A 22917-nucleotide genomic window follows, 5' to 3' on the forward strand; every position below is an offset into this window, starting at 1 on the left:
CTAGGAGTTCTTCTTGGCAAGCAGGTCCCAGGTCGCCGTGACGTTGCCGGCGATCGAGGATTTCTCGTCCTGCGTCTTGTAGGTGTATTTGATCTTGGTGAAGTTGAGGGTGATGGATTCCGCCATCTCCTCGCCGCTGCCGCTGCCGGAATAGGCGATGTCGGCGATGATGGTGTTGGTCATCTCCACCGTCAGGAATTCCGATTTCGCCTGGCCGTCGACATCGCCGGCCTTCAGGAAATGCAGCTTGGTGACCGGCCAGGTGTGGCCTTGGTACATCTTCGCCATCAACTGGACCGAGGAGAGGTTGACGAAGCGCGACAGCGCGACATTGCTGAGGTTGATGGTCCCGGTCGTGCGCGCGTTGTTCAGCGTGTAGTCCACCGGCTGGCTGGCGCTGAAGGAGAAGCCGTTGCACAGGATCATGTTGTTGACATAGCCATCGACGGACAGATCGCCGTTGATGCCGTCGATTTCGAGGATGATGCCGGGCATGGGAACCTTCGCAGGGATGAGGCGGGGGGGATCCGGCCGCCCGCAGGCGGCCGGTGTCAGCGGATGCGGATCAGGCGGCCGGGGCCGGCAGCTCCGCCACCAGCCGGATGGAGGCGGTCAGCTCCTCCAGTTGGAAATGCGGCCGCAGGAAGACCGTGGCGCGGAAGGCGCCCGGGCGGCCCGGCACCTCGGAGACGTCGACCCGCCCCTCGCGCAGCGGCATCCGCGCCTTGTCCTCCTGCGTCGCTTCGTCCATCAGCAAGATGTAATTCGCGAGCCAGCGGTTGAGGTAGTTGGAAAGCTGGCCGGCGGTGGCGAAGCTGCCGACCTTGTCGCGCACCATCACCTTCAGGTAGTGGGCGAAGCGCGACGCCGCCATCATGTAGGTCAGCACCGAGGAGAGCCGGGCATTCGCATTGGCCTCGCTGGTGTCGTAGAGCTTCGCCTTGTTCGCCGTCTGGGCGCCGAAGAAGGCGGCGTAGTCGGTGCCCTTGCAATGGACCAGCGGGATGAAGCCGAGGTCGGAAAGCTCCTTCTCGCGGCGGTCGGTGATCGCCACCTCGGTCGGGCATTTCAGCGCGACCTCGCCGTCATCGGTGTGGAAGCTGTGGGTCGGCAGGCCCTCGACCTTGCCGCCGCCCTCCACGCCGCGGATCGCCGCGCACCAGCCATGCCGGGCGAAGGCGGCGGTGATGCGCTCGGCCAGCACCCAGGCGGCGTTGCCCCAAAGGTACTTGGAATGGTCGGTGCCATCCACATCCTCCTCGAAGCGCAGCCCCTCGACCGGCTTGGTGGCCTCCCCATAGGGCAGCCGCAGCAGCACATGCGGCATGCAGAGGCCGACGTAGCGGCTGTCCTCGGAGTTGCGGAAGGACCGCCACTTGGCCATCTCCGTCGTTTCGAAGATCTTCGCCAGGTCGCGCGGGTCGGGCAGCTTGGAGAAGCTGTCGAGACCGAACATCAGCGCTCCGGCGGCGGCGATGAACGGCGCATGGGCGGCGGCGGCGACGTTGCTGATCTTCTCCAGCAGCTGCATGTCCTGCGGATGCCGGCCGAACTCGAAATCGCCGACCAACAGGCCATAGGGCGTGCCGCCGAAGGTGCCGTACTCCTCCTCATAGACCTTCTTGAACAGCGCCGACTGGTCGAACTCGACAGCCTTCTCCAGATCCGCTGACAGCTCGTCCTTGGAGAGATTCAGCACCCGCAGCTTCAGCGCGGCGCCGGTTTCGCTGCGGCTGACCAGATGGTGCAGGCCGCGCCAGCTCGCTTCGAGCTTCTGGAACTCCTCGGCGTGCATCACCTGGTTGAGCTGGGCGGAGATGAGCCGGTCGAGCTCGGCGACGCGGAGCTTGATGCTCTCGACCACATCACCCTGCACCCGGCCACTGTCGGACAGCACCTGGTCGACGAATTCGGCGACGAGATCCTTGGCATGCTCACGCTGCGAGGGCTCGAGCGCCAGCCGGCCTTCGTCGAGGATACTGTCGAGCAGCGTCGTCGGTGCCGCCACCACGAGTTGGTTGTCGCTGGGCATCTATGTCGTCTCCTTCTGGCGCGTCGGCTCAGGCGGTGGGGGCAGCGGCTTCGGCCGGGGCGGCCAGCAGGCCGCGGAGCTCATCCTGCTTCTCGGTGCTGCCGATCACATCACCGAGAAGCCGGTCCAGCTCGTCATTGCCATCGAGCTTGGCCAGCAGGTCGTTCAGCTTCTGCCGCGCGTCATACAGCTTCGACAGCGCCGGGATCTGCTTCAGCACCGCCACTGGCTCGAAGCTGTCGATATCGGTGAAGGTCAGCGCGACATTCAGCTTGCTGCCGTCGTCCTGCAGCGCATTCGGAACCTGATAGGCCAGGCGCGGCGCGATGCCGGTAATCACGTCATTGAAGTTGTCGCGGTCGATCTCGACGAACTTCCGCGCCTTCAGCTTCGGCAGCGGCGAGGCCGGGCTGCGCTTGCCGGACAGGTCGGCCAGGATGCCGACGAGGAGCGGCAGCTCCTTCATCTCGATCGCGCCTCCGGTCTCGACGTCGTAGGTGATCTGTACGCGGGGCGGGCGCACCCGCCCCAGCTTCTTCTGGGTGCTTTCGCTCATGCCGGAGTCCTCCTTGCAAGCGCTGGCCTGGTGCTGCTCGCCGGAGGGAAGCATCGTACCGATCTGGTAAAGGCCGGGTTTATCGCCTGCGGATTGCGACGATATTTGTCCTGGAATCGCGCAGGGAACTGCTGCATGCAGCACGCGCGCATGGCGTCGGCGGCCGCTCGCCGCATGACATCGGATAATGGGAACCGTGCGGAATGCCGCGCGGCGCTCAGCCGCCGATCAGCACCGTCGGGCAGCCGGGCGGCATGATGGTGCCGGTCGGCGAGGGCAGCGGCGCGACGCAGCTCGCATGCAGGGTCATGTCGCCAACCCGCGCCGCCGGCAGCCCGCCGATCAGCACGGTGGCGGAGCCGAGGCTGACCATGCCCGGTCCGCCTGGCACGCAGCCCGGCAGCATGCAGGGCGCGGTCTGGCTGGTCAGGGTCGCCGCGGGCAGGTTGCCGATCAGCACCGTCGGCACGCCCTTCAGGATCGGCAGCGGCAGCGCCGGATGCGGGCATGCGGTCGGCACCGGCGCGGCGGGATGCATCGGCGCATGGCAATGCGGCGCATCCTGCTTCACCAGGTCGCCCATCCGGGCCGCGGGCTTGCTCATCCGGCTATTCCCGCGCCGGTGCGATGCGCAGCAGCCGGAACGGTCCGCCTTCCTCCTTCATCAGCTCGGCCAGCAACTCGGGCAACTGCATCCGGCCCCAGCCAATCGCCCGCCGCAGCAGTGCCGGCACCGGGCTGTGCGGCTCCAGCGCCTCAAGGTACTGCGCCACCTCTTCCAGCCGCTGATAGGCGGCGTCGCGGCTGGCGATGGCCTCGGCGGCCAGCGGCCTCGGCCGCGGCATCTGGGGCGCGGGTGGCTCAGCCAGGGCGGAGTCCGGCGTTGCTACGTCGAGCGGCACGCGACGACCGGTAAGTTCCGAGCGCAGGAAAGCCTCCATGGTGGCGAAGGTGGCACGCAGCTGGGCGAAGGCGGGGGGCGAGGCGGTGCCGGCCTGGCGCAGCGCCTCCAGCAGCCCTTCCAGCCCAGCCTCGGCCTGCCGCAACTCCTCCAGCATGCGCAGGTAGGTCATGTCGGGGGTGCGGGCGATCGCCTTGGCCAGGGCAGCCTGGCGTTCGCCATCCTCGGCCGTCGGGCGGCCCTGGCCGCCGGCGCGGCGGCGCTGCAGCGAGGCTTGGTCATGCCAGCTCGGCGGTGGCTCGCCGAACTCGGCCATCGGTTGCAGCATCAGCCTCTCCGCCAACTTGCCGTCGAGCCATTCCAGCACGGTGAGCCGGGCGTCCTCCTCCGCATCCTCGCCAGCGGCGGGCCACAGCAGCGGCCAATAGCGCTCCACCAGCCGGCCAAGCAGCGCCAGCCCGGCGGTGGTACCGACCAGGCCGTGCCGCACCGCCAGCGCCTCCGTCAGCCAGGCGGCGAGCTGGAGGTCCTTGCTGCGGGTCGCCAACGCCGATTGGGCCTGGGCGATCACCGCCGGCCAGTCGGCCAGCTTCAACCGGCTGCGCCAGACGCCGCGCGGCGCCTGGGCATCATCCTCCCGCCGCAGCTCACGCAGCACGTCGAAGAGCGGGTCGTAGCGCAAGCTGGGACCGGCCGGGGCCTCTCCAGAAATTGGTTGCAGCAGGAGGTCGAGGTCCAGCAGGGCCATGCGTGCCTCGCTCATGGTGCGGTGGTGGCGAGAATCGCGCGGGGCGCCGCCACCGGCCAATCGGTGGGAATGGAGGGCAGCGCAAGGCGCGGCCCGGCCGGTGCGGCCTGGGCGGTGATGCCGAGGCTGGCAAAGACCATCGCTGGGGTGGTGGCGCGGGGCGGCTCGCCGGCCTCGGCGGTCTGTACCCGCAGCGCCAGCATTGGGCCGGAGTCGCCGGGGCCGGGCTGCCAATCACCTGCGGTTGGCGCCAGGCGCCGAGCCAGGGTTATCAGCGCCCAGGGATCGCGCGCGGTGACGGTGATGGTCCCGGCCTCGGCCCGCGGTCCGGCCGGCAGCAACTGCACCGGCTGCACCGGGGCGTTGCGTGCCCAGCGGAGCGAGAGGATCAGCGGATCGCCGAGCTTCCAGGGCACCGGCCGCTGGCCGGACATGGTGCCGGTGGTGACGCCGCGTCCGATGAGGCGCCATTCGATCACGGCGTCACCGCCGGTCTCGCGCTCCGGCAGGGCGCGAAAGCGCGGCACCAGCACCAGCCCCGGTTCCACCCCATCCAGCCCCAGCAGGGGTTTCAGAAGGCCGCGTGCCTGGCGCATCTGTTCGATGAAGCGGCGGGCCCGGGCCGCCAGCGCCGGATCGCCCGGCAGCGCCGCCAGCGCGGCCTTCGCCTGGTCCTCGAAACCGGAATAGAATTCGGCCACCCGTTCCGCCGTGGCATGCGGGCCGCGCTCGGCGGCGGACAGCGGAGCGAAGGGGTAGCGGCCGGCCAGCAGCCGGGTGAAGCTTTCGTCCAGCGCCTCCCAGGCGCCGGCGGCGCGGGTGGCGGTCTGCACCTGGCACAAGCTGCGCAACCGGGCATGCAGCCGCACCGCCTGGTCGGTGAACCAGTCGCCGCCGCCCCGCGCCGGCAGATCGGCGCAATTCCCCGGCGTCACCGCGGCGAGATCCTGGCCGATCATACGTTCCAGCCCGGCGAGCGAACCCGCCCTGCCCTGGCTCGCGCGTTGCAGCTCCTCGGCTAGGCCACGCCAGCGGGCAGCGATGGCGGGCAGCCGCGGCTCGCCCAGCTCCGGCGCAGCGAGCACATCCAGCATTGGCTGTGCCAGCTCCGCCAAGCGGTGCAGTCGCTCACGCTCCCGCCCCAGCAGTGCCGGCAGCATGGCCGCGTCGGCCAATCCGTAGAGCGCCGCCGGATCCAGCTTGCCTTCGGTCCAGACCAGCTGGCCGGAGGGCGGTGGTTGGTAGCCGGCACCGGCTTCGAGCTGAGCCCAGCCAGCCGCCAGGAGGCGTTGCGCCTGCTGCGTCACCATCCCGGCCAGCGCCGCCGCATCATCCGGCGCGGCGCCGGCACGCAGCGCCACCACCAGCCGCAGCAGCACCGGATGGGCGGCGCGTGCCGCCGCCGCCACCGGAGCCAAATCGCGGCCTTCGGCCGGCAACTGTGCCTGCGCCACCGCGGCCACCAGCCCGGCAGCCAGCCGCTCCTCCGCCGCCCGCTGCACCGCTGAGCGCAGCGGCGCCGGGAATTCCGGCAGGTCGCGCAACTGGAACAGCGCATGGTCGTCGACCAGCGCGGCGGCGGCCTCCAGCGCCGGGATGTTCCAGCGGAACAGCGCCGGCCGCGCCGCGGGCGCCGCAGCTTGTGCCACAGCGCGCATGAAGGGGCGGGCCAGCAGCGCCGCGAACTGCCCCTGCAACGCCGTCGCCGCGGCGGCCGGCTCCAGCCGGTTCCGCTCTGGCGCTGCCACCAGCAGCGGGCCGATGCCGGTGGCATCGACAGTGACGGCCGCCTCGGCGCCAGCCGGGGCCTGGGCAGCCCGCAGCAGCGCATCGCGCACCGTGGGGCCGAGCAGGCGGCTGTCGCTCACCACTCGCAGCAGTGCCTGGAATTCGCTGCCGCCCAGCACGCCCTCGGCGACCAGCCCGGGCGCGTCGCGCCGTGCCGCGGCCAACCCGGCCTCCAGCGCCTCCGCCGCCGCCTGCACACGGTCCGCCGCGTCGGGGCCATCGGCCTCGGCGAGGTTCGCCAGCCGGGCCGCGGCCTGGCGCTGCAGGTCCAGGCTATCGGGTGGCGGCACCTGCCGCGCCAGGTAGGATTGCGCCAGCACCAGCAGCCGGGATTGCAGGCTGCCGCGCAGGATGGCGGCGTCGATCGGCTGGGCGCCGGCCTCGACTGTCGCGCCTCGCAGCGCGGCGGCAGAAGGCAGCTCGGCGAAGCCCAGCTCGGCGGCGCGGTCGACATAGGCGGCCGGCAGCTCGATGCCATGGGTGTAGTGCAGCAGCTCCGCCAGCCCCATCGTGCCGCCACCGACGCCCAGCCGGTTGAAGGTCTGCACATAGCGCTCCAGCAGCAGCGTCTCGCCTAGGAAGCGGCGCAGCTCGCGCAATTCGGGCGCGCCGCCGGGCGGCGCCGGGGCCTGGGTCTCGCCTGCCGAGAGAGCTTGGCCGCGGCGCATCAGGGTGGCGCGGATCTCGCCCATCACCAGCCGCCAGTGGCCAATGGCCAGCGCGGTGCGCACCCGATCTGCGGTGGCGTCCAGCGCGGCGATCGGCCAGAGCGGGTCCTGCCAGCCGGAGCCGAGCCGGGCGATGCCGCGGATCGCCGCCAGCGGACCGGCGCCCTAGGTCGGCGCGGCGCCGGCGGTGGTCTCCTGCGCCGCCGCCACCGGGCCCGCGAGCGCCCGCAGCGCCGGGGTGAAGCTGGCGTGCATCCGCCCCAGCGTGCCGACGCCGGACCACAGCACCAGGGCGAGCACCGCCGCCGCCGCCGCCACGGCGCCGCGCCAGATCGTCCGGCGGCGACCCTGCAGCAGCGACCAGCGCGGCACCGGCCGCGGCAGGTCGCGCTCGGCGAAGATCTTCTGCTGCAGCACCCCCGGACGAAGCCAAGCGGCGGTGGCTGCTCGGCCGCCACTGCCGGCCCCACCGCGCCGCTCAGCCATAGCCCACGGAAGAACAGCGATTCCTGGTAGCCGGTCTGGCGGAACAGCACGCCGAGGAACGTCGCCAGCGGGCCACGCAGATGGTCCAACTCGACCGGCAGGCGCATGGCGGCAGCCGCGGTCTCCTCCCCTGCCCCGGCGGCGCCGAGTTCCAACCCGGCGGCGGCGGCGGCATCCTGCATGCTATCCATCGCCTCGCCGATCCAGGTGGGCTGGAAGCTCGCCTCCAGCGGATAGGGGCTCGACCAGCCGAAGGCGCTGTCCTGCGCTTCGGGCGGCAGTGCCGCCAACAGGTGCTGGAAGCCGGGGATGGCATCGCCCATGGTCAGCACCAGCCAGACCGGCAGGGTCAGTCCCGTCACCTTCTGCACCTGCCACAGCCTTGTGTGGATCTCCGCCGCCTTGGCCGCCAGGGTGGCGGCGGGCAGCGCCTCGGGCCCGGCCAGATCGGGCACCGGCAGGGTCAGCAGGATGCCATCGAGCGGCAGCCCGTCGCGGGCGCGGGTGAGTTCCTCCAGCAGGGCGATCCAGGCGCCATCGGACAGCCGGTCACCACGTAGATCGGCGAAGGCCTCGCCGGCGACATCGATGACCACGGCGCGGTCGTAGAACCACCAGGCGCAGCCGAGCGGCTTGCCGGTCGCCGGATCGGGCACCGCGGCGGGCGGGCGGGCGCTGCCGCCGGCGGCGCAGAGCGCGCTGGTGCCACCGCCGCGGGTGCCGACCGCCAGCACCCAGGGCACGAGATAAGGGTTGCTCGACCCCGCCACCGCCTGGCGGTACTCGGAGAGGCCGTTGCGGAAGGCTTGGCGCATCAGCGCCGGGGTCAGCACCATCGCCTCGCGCGGCGCCGCCAGCAGATCCACCACTGGCGCCACGGCCGGCGGCGCCAGCCGCAGTCGGCGCAGCCGCAGCCAGAGCAGCACGGCGAGGCCGAGGGTCAGCACGGTGGAAGCGGCCAGCAGCAGCACCTGCCAGTCGCGCAGCAGATCGATCATCGCCAGCACGGTCATTGCCCCATCTTCGGCAGGCGCCGCCGGACGGCGCGGAGGTTTCCGGCGCTCATCGCGCCGCCCGGAAGATCAGCTCGGCGGCGTGCCAGACCGGGCTGGTCAGCCAGAACCACAGGCCGGTGCTGAGCAGCAGGAAGGCGGCTGCCACGCCGCCGGCCAGCGCGGGCCAGCCGAAGCTGCGCATCCGCCGGAGCGGCGCCCCGCCGCCCTGTACGCTGGCGATCGCCAGCGGCGCCAGTAGCCGCCCATGCATCCGCGCATCCGGCTGGCGGCCGGTCGCCGCCTCGAACAGTGCCTTGGCGTGCTGGCGCAGCGCCGGCGCCTCCTCCGGCCCTCGGTGCCGGCCGCGGAAGCCAAGGCAGAGCGCCAGCAGATAAACCGGCGCCAGCTCCTGCCCGTCGCGGTCGGCGAGGCCGGCGATGCGCGCGGCGCGGTCGAAGAAGCGCTCACCGGCGATGCGGGTGCCGAACATGCGGCTTTCCAGCAGTTCCTCCCGCCACAGCAGCCGTCCGTCACAGGCGTCGTCGTAGAGCAGCATATCATCGGCCAGGGCACACATGACGTATTGCGCGTCGCGCAGCAGCGAGGCCTGACGGTCGGACAGCCGCCGCGCCTGCTCGCGCTGCACCTGGAGCAATTCCTCTAGTCCAGCGGCGATGGCGCCGACCCGGGCACGCAGCAGCTCCGGCGCCGCCTCCGGGCCGGCAACCTCGGTCCGCAGCCGGGAGCGTGCCTCCAACAGCGCGGCGTGGAATGCCATGGTCGCCCGCAGCAGGCCGGTGAAGCGCAGCGCCTGCATCCCGCCGGCCGGCAGCACCAGCGCCGCGCTGCCCGGCGACAGCCGCAAGGTCATGCCGTCAACCGCGGGCATAGAGCAGGATCTCCAAGGGACGCGGTCCGGCGTTGCGGCCCTGGGTCGGCCAGACCTCCAGCGTCTCGCCGGGGGTGACGAAGGCGGTGTCGGGCTCCACCACGAACAGCACGGCGCCGCGCGGCAGGGCGATGTCGAGGTCGTCGAGCTGATCGAGCGGCATGCGGGAGGCGCCGCGGACCCGCAGATCCCATAGCTCGCCACTGCGGTCGCGGGTGGCGATCAGCGCGCCTTCCATCCATTGCGCCAGGCCGCTTTCGCCACTGCCAGGCGGGCCGACCAGCGCCACCACCAGACGTTGCCTGGTCCAGCCGGGGTCGAGCGCCAGGCTGAAGCGGTCACCCTGGTCGGTGAAGCGATGCGCCACCAGCGAGCGGCCCATCCGTTCCAGCACCTGGTCCACGGAAGCGATGACCTCGGTGAACAGCGGCAGCACATCGTCATGGTCGTAGCGCGGCGGCACCGGCGGCACCTGGCCGGCGGCCAGTGCCGCCAGGCTGCCGGCGTAGCGGCAGATTTCGACGAAAAGGGTGAAGGGCCGCGCCGTGCCACTGGCGACGGTGGCTTCCAACGCCGGCAGCCCCGCCGCCAGCCCTTCCAGCCCGGCCCGCGCCGCGCCGGCCCCCGCGCCCGCCCCCTGCCGCGCCAGGCTGAGCGCCCGCTCCCGCGCCCGCCGGGCCATGTCCTGCACCAGCCGGGCCAGCGGGTCGCGCTCCGCCACCATGAGTTGCGGCGGGACGAAGGGCGCGCGGACCCAGGCATGGCCGTCGAAGCCGAGGCGCAGCAGCGGCATGCCGACGTATTTCGAGGCTGGTCGCTGGCGCGGGCCGGTGGTGACCTCCAGCCCGAGGCGCGGCCGCAGCACCTGCAGGGAAACCGGCTCGCCGGTGCCGGCGTCACCGGCAACCTCCGGCGCCTCGATCACCTCGAACCGCGCCGGTGCGCCATGGTCCGAGGCGATGCCACGGCCAGCCGGCACCACGAGATGCAGGGTCACCGGAGCGCGGGCTGCGACCTCCCGCCAGGGCGTCAGCTCCAGCTCCAGACCCGGGTCGCGCTCCGCCCGGTGCTGCACCGGCAGGCCGTCGGGCAGCATGCCTTCCAGTGCCAGGATGCGGATGAGGCCGGCGGGAAGCGCCGCGGCATCCACCTCCAGTTCCTCCACCCCCCAATGGTAGGGCGAGGCGGTGGCGGCATGCAGCAGGGCGAGCTGTTCGAGGCGCAGCGACAGCCGCTGGAAATGCTGCGGCGCCAGCAGCATGCCCTCGTGGAACAGCAGCGGCGCGGCGGGGTGCACGGCGCCGTTCATCGCTCAACCACCTGCATCTCCTCGGCCAGCAGCCGAACCGCCAGGCTGCCGCCCTCGGCGACCCGGGCGCGGTGCACGCCGGGCGTGGCGTAGAGGGCGAAGAGCAGCGCCTCGCTGCTCACCGCCGGGGATGGCAGGCGCTCCTCAGGCAGGATCTGGCCCGGCACCACCTCCCAGCTGCGGACATCGAGGTCGCGCGGCCAGTCGCGCTGGAACTGGCCGCGGCGTTCGAACCATTCGGCGGCGGTGAGGCCAGCCAGCGCCGTGGCAAGCGGCGGGCGGTCGGAGACATGCACCAGATCGAGCGCGATCGGGGTGTTGTCATTCGCCCCCGGCGCCACGGCGATGGCGATGCGGCGCACCGCGACGCTGCGGGCGAACAGCGAAGGACCGCTACAGCCACCGAGCAGCAGGGGCAGCAGGGCGCGACGGACGAGCTTCATGGTCTCGGGGCTCCGGCAGGTGGCGCGGGGGTGCCCGGCGGCACCAGGTTGGCGGTCAGGCCCAGGCTCCGCTCGATGCGTTCGGCGCCGGCCAAAGCCTGAGCGCTGCCGGCGAAGGGAGGGGTGCGGACATGGGTCCAGACCCGGCCACTGGCGTCCGGCAGGGCGAGTAGCTGCACCGGTACGCCGCGCTCCTGCACGCTGGTGGCGAAGGCCACGGCCTGGTCAGGGACCAGGAAATAGCCGAGGTCGAGGGCGTAGCCAGCGTGGATGGAGGGGGCGGTGAGCGCGGGCGGCACGACGGGTGCTGCGGCAGGAGGCGGTCCCGCCGATTCGACGGGCGCGGGCGGCGCCGGTGGGACCGCAGGCGTGGCGAGCAGCCCAGCCAGCGGCGCAGCAGCGGCCGCCGCCCGCAACGGGCGGGTGAGTGGCAGGCCCAGCGCCGCGGCCAGGGCGGCGGTCGGGTCGGGGTCCGGCAGCGCGGCCTGCGCCATGCCGCAGCCCGCGGCATGGGCCTGATGATCGGCAGGCGGCGGCGGCACCGGCGCGGCCCCGCGCAGGAGTAGGCTGGTGGTCAGCGCGCCGGCCAGCGCGGCGCTGCTCGCCAGGACCAGCGCCAGCAGCAACAGCAGCCGGCGCGGCGGCAGCAGGGGTTCAGCGGCCATGCGCCGTCACCATCCGTCCGGATGACGGGTGGCGGCGGCAGGGCAGCGCCAGCGCGCGCGGGCGACAAGAAAATAGTGCATCGGATACCGGACTTCCTGTCTCGACAGCCATGGCCGGCGCGCCACTGGATGGGTCGGGCGCGGCCGCCGCCGATGTTCCCACCAAACCCTCAGCGCCGGGTTAATGCGGCCGCCACGCGCCCCGCCGGCGCCGCCTGCCACGACGGCGGGAAAACATGCGCAGCCCGGCGGATTCCCCCTCCACGGGTGTTTCCGCTTCGCACCGATCTGCTCTATGCCGGCGCCATGCCCGACCCGACTCCGGAGCCGCAGCACCGGCCTCCGCGATACCTTGATGCGGTGGCCTTCGCCCGCGGCCGCGCCCGCGTGCGGCTGGGCGAATTGGCCGAGGTGCTGGCGGTCGATGCCGAGACCGCCGATGCCTTCCTCTCCTGCCTGCAGGCCGAGGGCGTGATCGGGCCCCGGACGCTGAGCGGCTGGTGGCCGGTGCTGCCGGCCCCCGAGCCGGCAGCACCGGCCACGCTGGCCGTGGCGGCGCTGGAAGCCGCGGTGGAGCGCCTGCAGCGGGCGGTGGAGGCGGCACGGCAGCGTGCCGAGGCAGCGCAGCGCCGCGCCCTGGTCGCGGAGAGGCGGGTGACCGAGCTGGAGAGCCGTCCGCGCACACTCACCGCCGGCGACGAGCGGCTGACCACGCTGAAGCGGCTGCTGGCGCGCGAGCTGCACCCCGACCAACCCGGCAGCCCGGCGGAGCGCAGCCTGCGGGAGGCCCTGTTCAAGCGGCTCTGGCCGAAGCTGGAGGCGCTGTAGCGGCTGGCTCCGCCGCGCCACGGCCATCCCGCCGCGGCAGCCGGGGATTGCCCCGCCGCCGCCTTCCGCCGCAGCATCGCCCCGACAAGATGGGGGGAGACAGTGCGGATGTCCGGGATCTTCGCCGGCCTCAAGGTGATCGACGCAGCCAGCTATGTCGCCGGGCCGTCGGCGGCCACCATCCTCGGCGATTTCGGCGCCAGCGTGATCAAGCTGGAACCGCCGGGCGGCGATGCCTATCGGGCACTGGCAACGCTGCCGGGCCAGCCGCAGGGCGAGACCAACTATCCCTGGGTACTGGACAACCGCAACAAGCGCGGGCTGGTGCTCGACCTCAAGCGGGCCGAGGCGCGGGCGGTGCTGCACCGGCTGATCCGCGGCACCGATGTCTTCCTGACCAATGCGGTGCCGCGGCTGCGCCCCGGCCTCGGCATCGCGCCCGAGACGCTGATGGCGCTGAATCCGCGGCTGATCTATGCCGCCCTCACCGCCTATGGCGAAACCGGGCCGGAAGCCGACAAGACCGGCTTCGACGCCACCGCCTATTGGGCGCGCAGCGGGCTGATGGATCTAGTGAAGGCGGATGCCGGCGCGGCGCCGGGCCGATCGGTCGCCGGCATGGGCGACCACCCGACCGGCCTCGCCCTCTATGGTGCCATCGTTACCGCGCTGTTCCGCCGCGAACGCACCGGCCAGGGCGGCATCGTCCATGCCTCGCTGCTGGAGGCCGGGCTCTGGGCCAATGCCTTCATGGTGCAGGCGGCGCTGGACGAGGCGCGCTTCATCCCCCGGCCGCCACGCGACCAGGCGCCCAATGCGCTGGGCAACCTCTACCGGGCCGGCTGCGGCCGCTGGTTCCTGCTCGCCCTGCTGAATGAGCCGCGGCAATGGCCGGCGCTGCTGGAGGTGCTGGGCCAGCCCGACTGGGGCGAGGATCCGCGCTTCGCCACCCAGCCGCTGCGCCGGGCCAATGCGGCCACGCTGGTGGCGCGGCTGGACGCGGCCTTCGCCAGCCGCAGCCTGGCCGAGTGGCGGCCGCTGCTGGATGCCGCCGGCCTCACCTTCGATGCGGTGACCACCACACCAGAGGCGGCAGCGGCGGCACAGGCGCGCGCCACTGGCGCGATCCGTCCGACCACCGCTGGCGGCTGGACGGTGGACAGTCCGCTGCACCTGGCCGGCGAGGCGAAGGTCCCGGCCGGGCCGCCGCCGGAGCTGGGCGCCGATGCTCCGGCCATCCTCGCCGAGCATGGCTACACGCCAGCGGAGGTCGAGACGCTGCGGCAGGCTGGCGCGCTGGGTGGGTGATTTTCCTGAAGTCGATGGCGGAAATAATCGGCTTCAACCCGCTGTAGCGCAGCGGTAGCCCCATAAGGCCGTCGGCAGCGCCAGCCGCAGCAATTGCTCGGTGCTGCGGATTCCGGGCCGATACATCAACGCGCTGCTCAAGCGCACCATCGTCATCTGCAAGCTGGTACCAACCACCTCGGCCCACGCGAAGCGAGCAAGGATGCCGTCCGCATCCTCGCCACGAAGCGCTCCGGGACTCTCAGCCAAGCCCGAGATTGGCGGCCACGGGGCTGGCTACCGATCCGCCAGTCCGATTTGAATGCGTTCTGTCCAACAGCGCCGAGCCGCTACCCCCGGTCAGAACGGGATATCATCGTCCAGGTCGCTGCCGCCCTTCGGCTTGCTGTCCCAGCCGCCACGGCCACCGCCGCCACCGGACCCGCCACGGTCGCCATAGCCGCCGCCGCGCTCGCCGCCGGAAGAGCGGCCACCGCCATAGCCGCCGCCCTCGCCACCTTCGCCGCCGCCGCGGCCGTCGAGCAGGGTCAGCTCGCCGCGGAACTTGCCGAGCACGATCTCGGTCGTCTCCCGCTCATTGCCGTCCTTGTCGGTGTACTTCCGGCTCTCGATCGAGCCTTCGAGATACACCTTGCTGCCCTTCTTCAGGTATTTCTCAGCGATCTCGCCGAGCTTCTGGTTGAAGATGGCGACCCGGTGCCACTGGGTCTTCTCCTTCCGCTCGCCGGAGGCGCGATCGTTCCAGCTTTCGCTGGTGGCGACGGAGAAGCTGACCACCTTGTCGCCGGACTGCATGTTGCGGGCTTCCGGGTCACGCCCCAGATTGCCTACCAGGATCACCTTGTTGACGCTGCCGGCCATGCCGCCAAACCCCTGTCTTCGGAATGTCAATCTAGAGCAACCCCGGCCTGGCTGGAATTGCCAAACCCGGTCGCCTCGCCGCCCGGTCTAGCCGCGGACCGATCCGCACGCCACTGCCACGGCACTTCCCTTGCTGCCCATATAGTGGCATCAATACCAGAACACAATGTGAACACGGGCCGCTTGGCCCGGTGGAGCGGACCCCGCGAATGGCCACCCCCGACCCGATGCCGAGTGCCGGCCTCATCCGCATCCGCGGCGCCCGCACGCATAATCTGAAGGACCTCGATCTTGATCTGCCGCGCGGCACGCTGACCGTTGTCACCGGCCTGTCCGGTAGCGGCAAATCTTCCCTCGCCTTCGACACCATCTATGCCGAGGGCCAGCGCCGCTACGTCGAGTCGCTGAGCGCCTATGCCCGGCAGTTCCTGCAACTCATGCAGAAGCCCGATGTCGACAGCATCGAGGGGCTGAGCCCGGCGATCTCCATCGAGCAGAAGACCACCAGCCACAACCCGCGCTCGACCGTCGGCACCGTCACCGAGATCCACGACTACATGCGGCTGCTCTGGGCCCGGGTCGGCGTGCCCTATTCGCCCGCCACCGGCCTGCCGATCGAGGCGCAGACCGTCAGCCAGATGGTCGACCGGGTGATGGCGATGCCGGAGAACACCCGGCTGCTGCTGCTCGCCCCGGTGGTGCGCGGCAAGAAGGGCGAGTACCGCAAGGAGCTCGCCGAATGGCAGCGCCGCGGCTTCGAGCGGGTGAAGGTCAACGGCACGCTGCACCTGATCGCCGAGGCGCCGAAGCTCGACAAGAAGCTGAAGCACGACATTGAGATCGTGGTCGACCGCATCGTGGTGCGCGACGGCATCGCACCGCGCCTGGCCGACAGCTTCGAGACCGCCCTCGCCCTCGCCGACGGCATCGCCTATGCCGAGAATGCCGACACCGCGGAGCGCACCGTCTTCAGCGCCAAATTCGCCTGCCCGGTCAGCGGCTTCACCATCGAGGAGATCGAGCCGCGGCTGTTCTCCTTCAACAGCCCGCAGGGCGCCTGCCCCACCTGCGACGGCCTCGGCACCCAGAGCTTCTTCGATCCGCAGCTGGTGGTGCCGGATGACCTGCGCACCCTGGCGGAGGGTGCGGTGATGCCCTGGGCCGGGGCGCAATCGCCCTATTACGACCAGACGCTGGAAAGCCTGGCGCGCCACTTCAAGGTCACCACCAGCACCCCCTGGGGCGACCTGCCGGCCAAGGTGCGCAACGCCATCCTGCATGGCACCGGCGAGGAGGTGGTGACGCTCCGCTACAAGGACGGGCTGCGCGCCTATGACGTGAAGAAGCCCTTCGAGGGCGTGCTGCCCAACCTCGAACGCCGCCACCGCGAGACCGACAATCCCTGGGTGCGGGAGGATCTGGCGCGCTACCAGGCGGAGAAGCCCTGCCCCGTCTGCAAGGGGTATCGTCTCAAGCCCGAGGCGCTGAGCGTCAAGGTCGCCGGCCACCACATTGGCGAGGCCTCGGAGCTTTCCATCCGCAAGTCGCGCGAATGGTTCGCCGGGGTGATGCCGACCCTGACGCCGCAGCGCCAGGAAATCGCCCGCCGCATCCTGCGGGAAATCGAGGATCGGCTGCAATTCCTGGTCGATGTCGGGCTGGACTACCTCTCGCTCGGCCGCTCCTCCGCGACGCTGTCGGGCGGCGAGTCGCAGCGCATCCGCCTGGCGTCGCAGATCGGCAGCGGGCTGACCGGCGTGCTCTACGTGCTGGACGAGCCCAGCATCGGCCTGCACCAGCGCGACAATGAGCGGCTGCTGGCGACTCTGCGGCGGCTGCGCGACATCGGCAACACCGTCATCGTCGTCGAGCATGACGAGGATGCGATCCGTGCCGCCGATCATCTGGTCGACATCGGCCCCGCCGCCGGCGCCGGCGGCGGCCGCATCGTGGCGCAGGGCACGCCGGCGGAGGTCGCCGCCAATCCGGCCAGCCTGACCGGCGACTATCTCTCCGGCCGCCGCCGGATCGAGGTGCCGGCGACGCGGCGCAAGGTGGATATGAAGCGCGCGGTGAAGGTGGTGGGCGCCACCGGGAACAATCTGAAATCCGTCTCCGCCAGTGTTCCGCTCGGCACATTTACCTGCGTCACCGGCGTCAGTGGCGGCGGCAAATCGACGCTCGTCATCGAGACCCTCTACAAGGCGGCGGCGCGGCGGCTGATGGGCGCGGGTACCGTCCCGGCGCCGCATGAGAAGCTGGAAGGGCTGGATCAGCTCGACAAGATCATCGATATCGACCAGTCACCGATCGGCCGCACCCCGCGCAGCAACCCCGCGACCTACACCGGCCTCTTCGCTCCGATCCGCGACTGGTTCAGCGAACTGCCGGAAAGCCGCGCCCGCGGCTACAAGCCCGGCCGCTTCAGCTTCAACGTCAAGGGCGGCCGCTGCGAGGCCTGCCAGGGCGACGGCGTCATCAAGATCGAGATGCACTTCCTGCCCGATGTCTACGTCACCTGCGACGCCTGCAAGGGCAAGCGGTACAACCGCGAGACCTTGGAGGTGAAGTTTCGCGGCAAGTCGATCGCCGATGTGCTGGAGATGACAGTGGATGAGGGCGTGGAGTTCTTCTCCGCCGTCCCCTCCATCCATGACAAGCTGAAGGTGCTGCGGGAGGTGGGGCTGGGCTACATCCACCTCGGTCAGCAGGCGACGACGCTCTCGGGCGGCGAGGCGCAGCGCATCAAGCTGTCGAAGGAACTCTCCCGCCGCGCCACCGGCCGCACCCTCTACATCCTCGACGAGCCGACCACCGGGCTGCATTTCGAGGATGTGCGCAAGCTGCTGGAGGTGCTGCACGCGCTGGTCGATGCCGGCAACACGGTGGTGGTGATCGAACACAATCTGGAGGTCATCAAGACCGCCGACTGGCTGCTGGACCTGGGGCCGGAAGGCGGCGACGGCGGTGGCCGCATCGTCGCCGCCGGCACGCCGGAGGACGTGGCGGCCACCGAAGGCAGCCACACCGGGCGGTTCCTGGCGCCGCTGCTGGCGGCCCAGGAAGCCGTTCCGGCGAAGCGGCGGAAGCGTGCCTGAGGCGCGGGCTCTCGGGTGAAGATCGGAAGGCAGCGGGTAGATCGGGGGCAGAGCCACGATCTACCCTTTGTCTCCTTTGGCCCTACGGAGCCACTATGCCGCGTTCGAGCCCAGCCGCCCCGCCAGATCCTGGATGAACTGCCAGGCCACCCGGCCGGACCGGCCGCCGCGCGTCACCGACCATTCATTGGCCTCGCGGTGCAGTTCCTCCTGCGGCATTGCCAGGCCGAGCGCCGCGGCATAGCCCTCGATCATCGCGAAGTAGGTCGGCTGGTCGCAATTGTGGAAGCCGATCCAGAGGCCGAAGCGGTCGCTGAGCGAGACCTTCTCCTCCACCGCCTCCGCCGGGTTGATGGCGGTGCTGCGCTCATTCTCGACCATGTCGCGCGGCATCAGATGGCGGCGGTTGCTGGTAGCGTAGAACAGCACATTGGGCGGACGGCCCTCGATGCCGCCGTCCAGCACGCTCTTCAACGCCTTGTAGTCGGCATCCTCCTTCTCGAAGGAGAGGTCGTCGCAGAACACCAGGCAGCGGCGGGGCTGGGCGCGCAGCGCGTTCAGCAGCTCCGGCAGGGTGCGGATGTCCTCGCGGTGGATCTCGATCAGCGCCAGGCTGCCGGGGTGCGCCTCGTTCGCCGCAGCATGCGCCGCCTTGACCAAGGAGGACTTGCCCATGCCGCGGGCACCCCACAGCATCACGTTGTTGGCGCTGAAGCCGGCGGCGAAGCGCAGCGTATTGGCCAGCAGGATGTCCCGCTGCCGGTCGATCCCCTGCAGCAGCCCGATACCGACGCGGGAAACCCTGGGTACCGGGGCCAGTACCGGCTTCGGCGCCGGGTGCCAGACGAAGGCGTCGGCGCCTTCCGGCACCGGTGGCGTGGGTGGTGGCGGCGCCAGGCGCTCCAGCGCCTCGGCGATACGGGTCAGCAATTGGAGGTCGGTCGGGTTCTCGGACATTCGGGTGCACTTGACGGGAAGGGGGCGGAAGCTAGTTTGCGCGCGCCGGTGACGGCAAGCCGGAACACAGAGGAATTCGCCCGGAATGCTGATCTCCCCCGCCTACGCCCAGGACGCCGCCGGTGGCCTGGCCATGGTTTCGCAGATCGCGCCGCTGCTGCTGATCTTCGGCGTCTTCTACTTCCTGCTGATTCGCCCGCAGCAGAAGAAGCAGAAGGAGCATCGCGCCCTGCTCGCCAATCTGAAGCGTGGCGACCGGGTGCTGACCTCGGGCGGCATCATCGCCACGATCACCAAGGTGAAGGACGGCGTCGACGAGGTCGAGGTCGAGATCGCCCCGAATGTCCGGGTCAGCGTGCTGCGCGCCACCATCACTGACATCTTCAAGCCGATCGCCGCCAACGACGAGCCGGCCAAAGGGTGAGGCGCGCGTCTTGAGGCGCATGCCTTGAGCCTGGGCCCGGCCTCGCGCCGGGGCCTGCTCGCGGCGCTGGTCGCCTCTCCGGCGCTGGCCGAGGCGGACCTCTCGCTGCGGGCGCTGGTGGGCGGCACGCTGGTCTCGCTCGGCGCGCATCCGGCGGTTTCGGTGCTATTGCGGAATGTCGCGCGCGGCCGCCAGCAGCAGGTCTATGAGGGGCTGCGGATGCCCGGCCCGCCTCTGGCGCTGGTCGAGGATCACTGGCTGGTCGGCTGGGGTCGGGACGGGCGCCGCGGCTTGTTCATGGCCTTCGAGATGAACCAGGAGCAGCTGGTGCTGTTCCTGCTGGACGACGGCAAGCCGGTCTATCTCTCGCCGCGCAGCTCGCAATGGCCAGCGCCCCTGGCGGAGTCCTTCGGTGAATTCTCGCGGGGGCTGGCTCCGAGCTGAGGCGCCCGGGCTGCTGAAACAGGACGGATGATGGGGCTCTGCCCTTTCAAATTCCCCCAGCGGAAGGCCCTTGAACCGCTTTGTCGGGGTATTCGCTTCCGGCGACCCTGCGGCTTTGGCAGGGTGAGCTCAGCGGGGCAGAACCCATCCCGAAACGGCCGCGCGCGTATCAGGAAGTCCGCCACCCCATGAAAAAGGGTGCCCGGCTTCCCGGGCACCCCTGATCATCACGCAGTGGCCGGTTACGCCGACTGGCCGGACTTGATGCCACCCTGCTGCAGCAGGGTGTTCACCACTTCCCAATCCACCAACTTGTTCAGGAAGTTGTCGAGGTAGTTCGGCCGCACATTGCGGAAGTCCAGGTAGTAGGCGTGCTCCCAGACATCGACGCCGAGGATTGGCGTGCCTTCGCCGGTCGAGATCGGGTTGGCACCGTTCGGGGTCTTGGTCACCTTCAGCTTGCCGTCGGCGCCGATGATCAGCCAAGCCCAGCCGGAGCCGAACTGCGTCACACCGGCCTGCTTGAAGGCCTCCTTGAACTGGGCCAGGCCGCCGAGATCCTGGTCGATCTTCGCCGCCAGCGTCGCCGGCAGCTTGTCCCCGCCGCCCTTGGGCGACATCACCTGCCAGAACAGCAGGTGGTTCCAGTGCTGGCCGGCCTGGTTCAGCACCGGCAGGCCATCGGTGCCGGCCTTGCCGGCGTCGGCGACGATTTGCTCGAGGCTCTTGCCCTGCAGGCCCTTGCTCTCGATCAAGCCGTTCAACGCCACGACATAGGCGTTGTGATGCTTGCCGTGATGCAGCTCGAGCGTCTCCTGGCACATGCCCTGGGCGGCGAGCGCGTTGGTGGAATACGGCAGCGGCGGCAGGCTGAAGGCCATGGGCTGTCTCTCCTGGATTCTTGGATACGGACGCGCCCGGCACGGGGTCACCGCGAGGCCCGGGAGCCGCGCCAAGAGCTAAGCGGGGTGCCGTGGCGCGTCAAGCAAGGGCCGGGCATAAGGCGGCATGGCCAAGCCTTCAGACCCTTCCGGAACCCGCGTGCTGGAGGGCGTGGCGGGCTTCGCGCGCCGGCACGACCCCGACCGCTTCCTCTGCGCGATCTTCGCACCGCAAGCGGCGCGGGAGACGCTGTTCGCGCTGATCGCCTTCAACCATGAGCTGGCGCGGGCGCGGGAGGCGGCGAAGACTCCGCTGATCGCGCTGATGCGGCTGCAGTGGTGGCGCGACGTGGTGGAGGATGCGGCCGCCGGCAAGCCGGCGCGGCGGCATGAGGTGGCGGCGCCGCTGCATGCGGCGATTCGCGCCGGCGCCTTCGACGCGGACAGGCTGCTTGCCATGGTGGATGCGCGGGAGGCCGAGGCGGAGGAGGAAGGGATCCCGACCACAGCCGCCTTCGCTGCCTATCTGCGCGGCACCGCCGGCGGCTTCGCGGTCGCCGCCGGATGGCTGCTTGGGGCACCGCCGGCGGTGCTGCCGGCGTTGCAGGACGCTGGCGCGGCCTATGGCTTGGCCGGAGTGCTGCGCAGCGTTCCGGCCCTGGCGGCGCGGGGGCGCTGCCTGCTGCCGCTGGACGCGCTGGCGGCGGAGGGGCTGGCGCCGGAAGCGGTAATGGCGGCGCCCACAGCGGCAGCGGTGCGGCGAGTGGTCGCCAGCTTGGCCCGGCCAGCGCTGGATACCCTGCCCGGCCTCCGGCAAAGGCTGCGCGGGCTGCCACGTGGCGCGCTGGCGGCGGCGCTGCCGCTGGTGCTGGCGCGGCGGGACCTGCGGCGGCTGGCGGCGGGGCGCACCGTGCCGGCCGAGCGCGGCTTCGGCGACCGCGCCGCAGTAGCGCTGGCCGGGCTGCTCGGCCGGGTCTGACGCGGCTCCGGCAGGCTCCACCGGTCGGCCGGATTGCGGCGCCGGCATGGCACGCGTGCCGCAAGGAAACCTTGGCGTGGCCCCGGCCCCGCCATGCGGCGGGCGCCTGATGCCAGCAGCGGTGGGGACACCCCACCCTCTGCATCCGAGGAGGTCGCCATGGCCCGCCGTTCGTCGCCTTTCCTGAAGCTGTTCGCCGCGGTCGCGCTCTGCGCCACCCTCTCCGCCTGTGCGGTCTATCCGCATGGCGGCTACGGCCATCGCCATGGTGGCGGCTATCGGCATAGCCCGGGCTATGCCTATGCCCCGCCATACCATGCTGGCCACGGCCGCTGGGGCGGCCATCACCGCTGGCGTTGGTCTGCGGCGCCGTGGCCGGTCGGCTGGCGGTAGCACCGTTCAGCTGGTGCGCATGGGTTCCGCGTGAGGTCCAAACCGAAGTGGTGCGGCAGCGGTGATGCCCCGCCGCAGCATGTACGATCTCCAACCTGTGATCGCTAACGCCCAGGGGGGCACCCGCAGCCTGAGGACCGGCATGCTGCCTCGACCATCCCCTGCGTGAAACTGCCCGTGCCGGCCGTATTTGGTACCTCGCTCATGGCCTGCGTGCCGCCGCCCGGCGGCCATGGCGGGGGCTATCGTCTGGCGCCGATCCATGTCTACGCACCGTCCGTCCGCCGCTACAGCCCGCCACCACCGCCGGCCCTGGCCTACGCTACGCCCCACCGCCGCGCCGGGTTCACGCCCCGTCCCAGCGCCCACACTCCGCCTTCCCCAGCCTCACACCGCGGGCACCATCACAGCGGCGCGCAAGGCGAGCGGCGTGACGCCCATCGCGACGACCCCGGCTGGCCCTGAGTCCGGAGACCAGGCGCGGCCACAGCCGGTCTCAGCCGCCGGCCAGCCGGTCCTGGCGCAGCCGCAGCGCCAGCGGCGGGTCGTCCGTGGCGATAACATCGAGGCCGAGGTCGAAGGCCCGGCCGATGCCCACAGCGTCATTGGCGCCCCAGGCGCCAACCGCCAGCCCGGCCTGCCGCAGCGCCGCCACGGCCGGTGCGTCATACTCGCCGACCGGCAGGCCGATCTCCCCCGCGCCGCAGCTCCGCGCCAGCGCCACCGCACCAGCCACGCCCATGCCGCGCCAGGGCTTGGCCTCCAGCAGCAGCACCAGCCTGGCCAGCCCACCCGCGGCAGCGGCCTCGGCGACCGTCAGCGGCTGGAAGCTCATCAGCACGGTGCGGGAGCGCATCGCCTCGGCGTCCAGCACAGCAAGGCAGCGCGGCACCACCTCGGGGTAAGGCCGGCCTGCGGCATCCGCCTTGATCTCCAGCCGCAGCATTCGGCCGGCGGCGTGGGTGAGCGCCGCCGCCTCGGCCAGGGTCGGCAGACTCTCGCCACCGGTGCCGCGCAGCCGCACCGCCCGCAGCGCGTCCCGCTCGCGGGCGCGCACCGGACCCTGCGCATCGCTGGTGCGGTCGAGCGTCGCATCATGGATCACCATCGGCACGCCATCGGCCGAGAGATGCACGTCGAGCTCAAGCTGTTCGGCCGGCAGCGCCAGCGCCTGGCGGAAGGCCAGGGCGCTGTTCTCCGGCCAGAGGAAGGCGCCGCCACGGTGGCTGGCGATTTGGGTCAGGGGCATGGCCCCGAGCCTACA

22 protein-coding genes are annotated in these 22917 nt (G+C 71.2%); 7 read left to right on the plus strand and 15 right to left on the minus strand.

From position 1 onward, the window contains the following. From H7965_RS13580 to H7965_RS13630, 11 genes are all read right to left on the minus strand, one after another. Complete coding sequence (locus tag H7965_RS13580; RefSeq protein ID WP_186771121.1) at positions 1-495, minus strand: Hcp family type VI secretion system effector; 495 nt, start codon at positions 493-495, stop codon at positions 1-3. 70 nt (positions 496-565) lie between these two features. Next, positions 566-2032: a type VI secretion system contractile sheath large subunit gene (gene tssC, locus H7965_RS13585; protein ID WP_186771122.1), complete on the minus strand. Its 1467-nt coding sequence runs from the start codon at positions 2030-2032 to the stop codon at positions 566-568. A gap of 28 nt (positions 2033-2060) precedes the next feature. Beyond that, on the minus strand, positions 2061-2588 hold the full coding sequence (gene tssB / locus H7965_RS13590) for a type VI secretion system contractile sheath small subunit (protein ID WP_186771123.1): 528 nt from the start codon (positions 2586-2588) through the stop codon (positions 2061-2063). Positions 2589-2805: 217 nt separating this feature from the next. Beyond that, complete coding sequence (locus tag H7965_RS13595) at positions 2806-3192, minus strand: PAAR domain-containing protein (RefSeq protein WP_186771124.1); 387 nt, start codon at positions 3190-3192, stop codon at positions 2806-2808. Between the two features lie 4 nt (positions 3193-3196). Next, positions 3197-4237: a type VI secretion system protein TssA gene (tssA, locus tag H7965_RS13600; protein WP_186771125.1), complete on the minus strand. Its 1041-nt coding sequence runs from the start codon at positions 4235-4237 to the stop codon at positions 3197-3199. A gap of 11 nt (positions 4238-4248) precedes the next feature. Continuing rightward, positions 4249-6756, minus strand: coding sequence for a hypothetical protein (locus H7965_RS13605; protein WP_186771126.1), 2508 nt, complete (start codon positions 6754-6756; stop codon positions 4249-4251). Continuing rightward, on the minus strand, positions 6717-8192 hold the full coding sequence (locus tag H7965_RS13610) for a type VI secretion system protein (RefSeq protein ID WP_186771127.1): 1476 nt from the start codon (positions 8190-8192) through the stop codon (positions 6717-6719). The genes H7965_RS13605 and H7965_RS13610 overlap by 40 nt, the downstream gene beginning before the upstream one ends. A gap of 49 nt (positions 8193-8241) precedes the next feature. After that, on the minus strand, positions 8242-9063 hold the full coding sequence (locus tag H7965_RS13615) for a DotU family type IV/VI secretion system protein (RefSeq protein ID WP_186771128.1): 822 nt from the start codon (positions 9061-9063) through the stop codon (positions 8242-8244). Beyond that, entirely contained in the window at positions 9050-10372 is a 1323-nt protein-coding gene (gene tssK / locus H7965_RS13620; RefSeq protein ID WP_186771129.1) for a type VI secretion system baseplate subunit TssK, read from the minus strand. The genes H7965_RS13615 and tssK overlap by 14 nt, the downstream gene beginning before the upstream one ends. Beyond that, the gene (locus H7965_RS13625) at positions 10369-10815 is read right to left on the minus strand and encodes a type VI secretion protein (protein WP_186771130.1); all 447 of its coding nucleotides are present in this window, start codon (positions 10813-10815) and stop codon (positions 10369-10371) included. The genes tssK and H7965_RS13625 overlap by 4 nt, the downstream gene beginning before the upstream one ends. Further along, complete coding sequence (locus H7965_RS13630; protein ID WP_186771131.1) at positions 10812-11480, minus strand: hypothetical protein; 669 nt, start codon at positions 11478-11480, stop codon at positions 10812-10814. Before H7965_RS13630 ends, H7965_RS13625 begins: the two co-directional genes overlap by 4 nt. A 267-nt stretch (positions 11481-11747) precedes the next feature. Between H7965_RS13630 and H7965_RS13635 the strand changes: the two genes are divergently transcribed. Both H7965_RS13635 and H7965_RS13640 read left to right on the plus strand, forming a co-directional pair. Then, positions 11748-12308: a hypothetical protein gene (locus H7965_RS13635; RefSeq protein WP_186771132.1), complete on the plus strand. Its 561-nt coding sequence runs from the start codon at positions 11748-11750 to the stop codon at positions 12306-12308. A 108-nt stretch (positions 12309-12416) separates the two neighbouring features. Next, a complete protein-coding gene (locus tag H7965_RS13640) occupies positions 12417-13616 on the plus strand; it encodes a CaiB/BaiF CoA transferase family protein (protein ID WP_222440606.1) in 1200 nt (399 codons plus the stop codon). A 339-nt stretch (positions 13617-13955) separates the two neighbouring features. On the opposite strand, the gene ssb is transcribed toward H7965_RS13640, so the two are convergent. Next, positions 13956-14477, minus strand: coding sequence for a single-stranded DNA-binding protein (gene ssb / locus H7965_RS13645; protein WP_186771134.1), 522 nt, complete (start codon positions 14475-14477; stop codon positions 13956-13958). Between the two features lie 209 nt (positions 14478-14686). Between ssb and uvrA the strand changes: the two genes are divergently transcribed. Continuing rightward, complete coding sequence (gene uvrA / locus H7965_RS13650; RefSeq protein ID WP_390624567.1) at positions 14687-17575, plus strand: excinuclease ABC subunit UvrA; 2889 nt, start codon at positions 14687-14689, stop codon at positions 17573-17575. Between the two features lie 93 nt (positions 17576-17668). Here the strand turns inward: uvrA and H7965_RS13655 are convergent, their stop codons facing one another. Next, positions 17669-18532: an ATP-binding protein gene (locus tag H7965_RS13655; RefSeq protein WP_186771135.1), complete on the minus strand. Its 864-nt coding sequence runs from the start codon at positions 18530-18532 to the stop codon at positions 17669-17671. 85 nt (positions 18533-18617) lie between these two features. Here H7965_RS13655 and yajC point away from each other — a divergent pair, with 85 nt between their 5' ends. Together yajC and H7965_RS13665 are read left to right on the plus strand one after the other, a co-directional pair. Further along, on the plus strand, positions 18618-18956 hold the full coding sequence (yajC, locus tag H7965_RS13660) for a preprotein translocase subunit YajC (RefSeq protein ID WP_186771136.1): 339 nt from the start codon (positions 18618-18620) through the stop codon (positions 18954-18956). A gap of 24 nt (positions 18957-18980) precedes the next feature. Continuing rightward, positions 18981-19400, plus strand: coding sequence for a hypothetical protein (locus tag H7965_RS13665; RefSeq protein WP_186771137.1), 420 nt, complete (start codon positions 18981-18983; stop codon positions 19398-19400). 242 nt (positions 19401-19642) lie between these two features. Here the strand turns inward: H7965_RS13665 and H7965_RS13670 are convergent, their stop codons facing one another. After that, a complete protein-coding gene (locus tag H7965_RS13670) occupies positions 19643-20281 on the minus strand; it encodes a superoxide dismutase (RefSeq protein WP_186771138.1) in 639 nt (212 codons plus the stop codon). A gap of 127 nt (positions 20282-20408) precedes the next feature. Between H7965_RS13670 and H7965_RS13675 the strand changes: the two genes are divergently transcribed. Beyond that, positions 20409-21260 (plus strand): squalene/phytoene synthase family protein, encoded by an 852-nt coding sequence (locus H7965_RS13675; RefSeq protein WP_186771139.1) that lies wholly within the window; start codon positions 20409-20411, stop codon positions 21258-21260. 159 nt (positions 21261-21419) lie between these two features. Next, positions 21420-21653, plus strand: coding sequence for a hypothetical protein (locus H7965_RS13680; RefSeq protein WP_186771140.1), 234 nt, complete (start codon positions 21420-21422; stop codon positions 21651-21653). Positions 21654-22149: 496 nt separating this feature from the next. On the opposite strand, the gene H7965_RS13685 is transcribed toward H7965_RS13680, so the two are convergent. Further along, positions 22150-22902 (minus strand): glycerophosphodiester phosphodiesterase, encoded by a 753-nt coding sequence (locus H7965_RS13685; RefSeq protein ID WP_186771141.1) that lies wholly within the window; start codon positions 22900-22902, stop codon positions 22150-22152. Positions 22903-22917 lie beyond the last annotated feature (15 nt).

The sequence above is a fragment of the Siccirubricoccus deserti genome, from assembly GCF_014283215.1.
GTDB classification, from domain to species: Bacteria; Pseudomonadota; Alphaproteobacteria; order Acetobacterales; family Acetobacteraceae; genus Siccirubricoccus; species Siccirubricoccus deserti.

Excerpts from the sequence above, each read along its gene's own strand:
- tssC (WP_186771122.1), bottom strand. The coding sequence starts at position 2,032 with ATGCCCAGCGACAACCAACTCGTGGTGGCGGCACCGACGACGCTGCTC.
- H7965_RS13655 (WP_186771135.1), bottom strand. The coding sequence starts at position 18,532 with ATGTCCGAGAACCCGACCGACCTCCAATTGCTGACCCGTATCGCCGAG.
- ssb (WP_186771134.1), bottom strand. The coding sequence starts at position 14,477 with ATGGCCGGCAGCGTCAACAAGGTGATCCTGGTAGGCAATCTGGGGCGT.
- H7965_RS13625 (WP_186771130.1), bottom strand. The coding sequence starts at position 10,815 with ATGAAGCTCGTCCGTCGCGCCCTGCTGCCCCTGCTGCTCGGTGGCTGT.
- H7965_RS13675 (WP_186771139.1), top strand. The coding sequence starts at position 20,409 with ATGGCCAAGCCTTCAGACCCTTCCGGAACCCGCGTGCTGGAGGGCGTG.
- H7965_RS13680 (WP_186771140.1), top strand. The coding sequence starts at position 21,420 with ATGGCCCGCCGTTCGTCGCCTTTCCTGAAGCTGTTCGCCGCGGTCGCG.
- tssK (WP_186771129.1), bottom strand. The coding sequence starts at position 10,372 with ATGAACGGCGCCGTGCACCCCGCCGCGCCGCTGCTGTTCCACGAGGGC.
- H7965_RS13615 (WP_186771128.1), bottom strand. The coding sequence starts at position 9,063 with ATGCCCGCGGTTGACGGCATGACCTTGCGGCTGTCGCCGGGCAGCGCG.
- H7965_RS13670 (WP_186771138.1), bottom strand. The coding sequence starts at position 20,281 with ATGGCCTTCAGCCTGCCGCCGCTGCCGTATTCCACCAACGCGCTCGCC.
- H7965_RS13610 (WP_186771127.1), bottom strand. The coding sequence starts at position 8,192 with ATGACCGTGCTGGCGATGATCGATCTGCTGCGCGACTGGCAGGTGCTG.
- tssB (WP_186771123.1), bottom strand. The coding sequence starts at position 2,588 with ATGAGCGAAAGCACCCAGAAGAAGCTGGGGCGGGTGCGCCCGCCCCGC.
- H7965_RS13580 (WP_186771121.1), bottom strand. The coding sequence starts at position 495 with ATGCCCGGCATCATCCTCGAAATCGACGGCATCAACGGCGATCTGTCC.
- uvrA (WP_390624567.1), top strand. The coding sequence starts at position 14,687 with ATGGCCACCCCCGACCCGATGCCGAGTGCCGGCCTCATCCGCATCCGC.
- yajC (WP_186771136.1), top strand. The coding sequence starts at position 18,618 with ATGCTGATCTCCCCCGCCTACGCCCAGGACGCCGCCGGTGGCCTGGCC.
- H7965_RS13640 (WP_222440606.1), top strand. The coding sequence starts at position 12,417 with ATGTCCGGGATCTTCGCCGGCCTCAAGGTGATCGACGCAGCCAGCTAT.
- H7965_RS13595 (WP_186771124.1), bottom strand. The coding sequence starts at position 3,192 with ATGAGCAAGCCCGCGGCCCGGATGGGCGACCTGGTGAAGCAGGATGCG.
- H7965_RS13630 (WP_186771131.1), bottom strand. The coding sequence starts at position 11,480 with ATGGCCGCTGAACCCCTGCTGCCGCCGCGCCGGCTGCTGTTGCTGCTG.
- H7965_RS13685 (WP_186771141.1), bottom strand. The coding sequence starts at position 22,902 with ATGCCCCTGACCCAAATCGCCAGCCACCGTGGCGGCGCCTTCCTCTGG.
- tssA (WP_186771125.1), bottom strand. The coding sequence starts at position 4,237 with ATGGCCCTGCTGGACCTCGACCTCCTGCTGCAACCAATTTCTGGAGAG.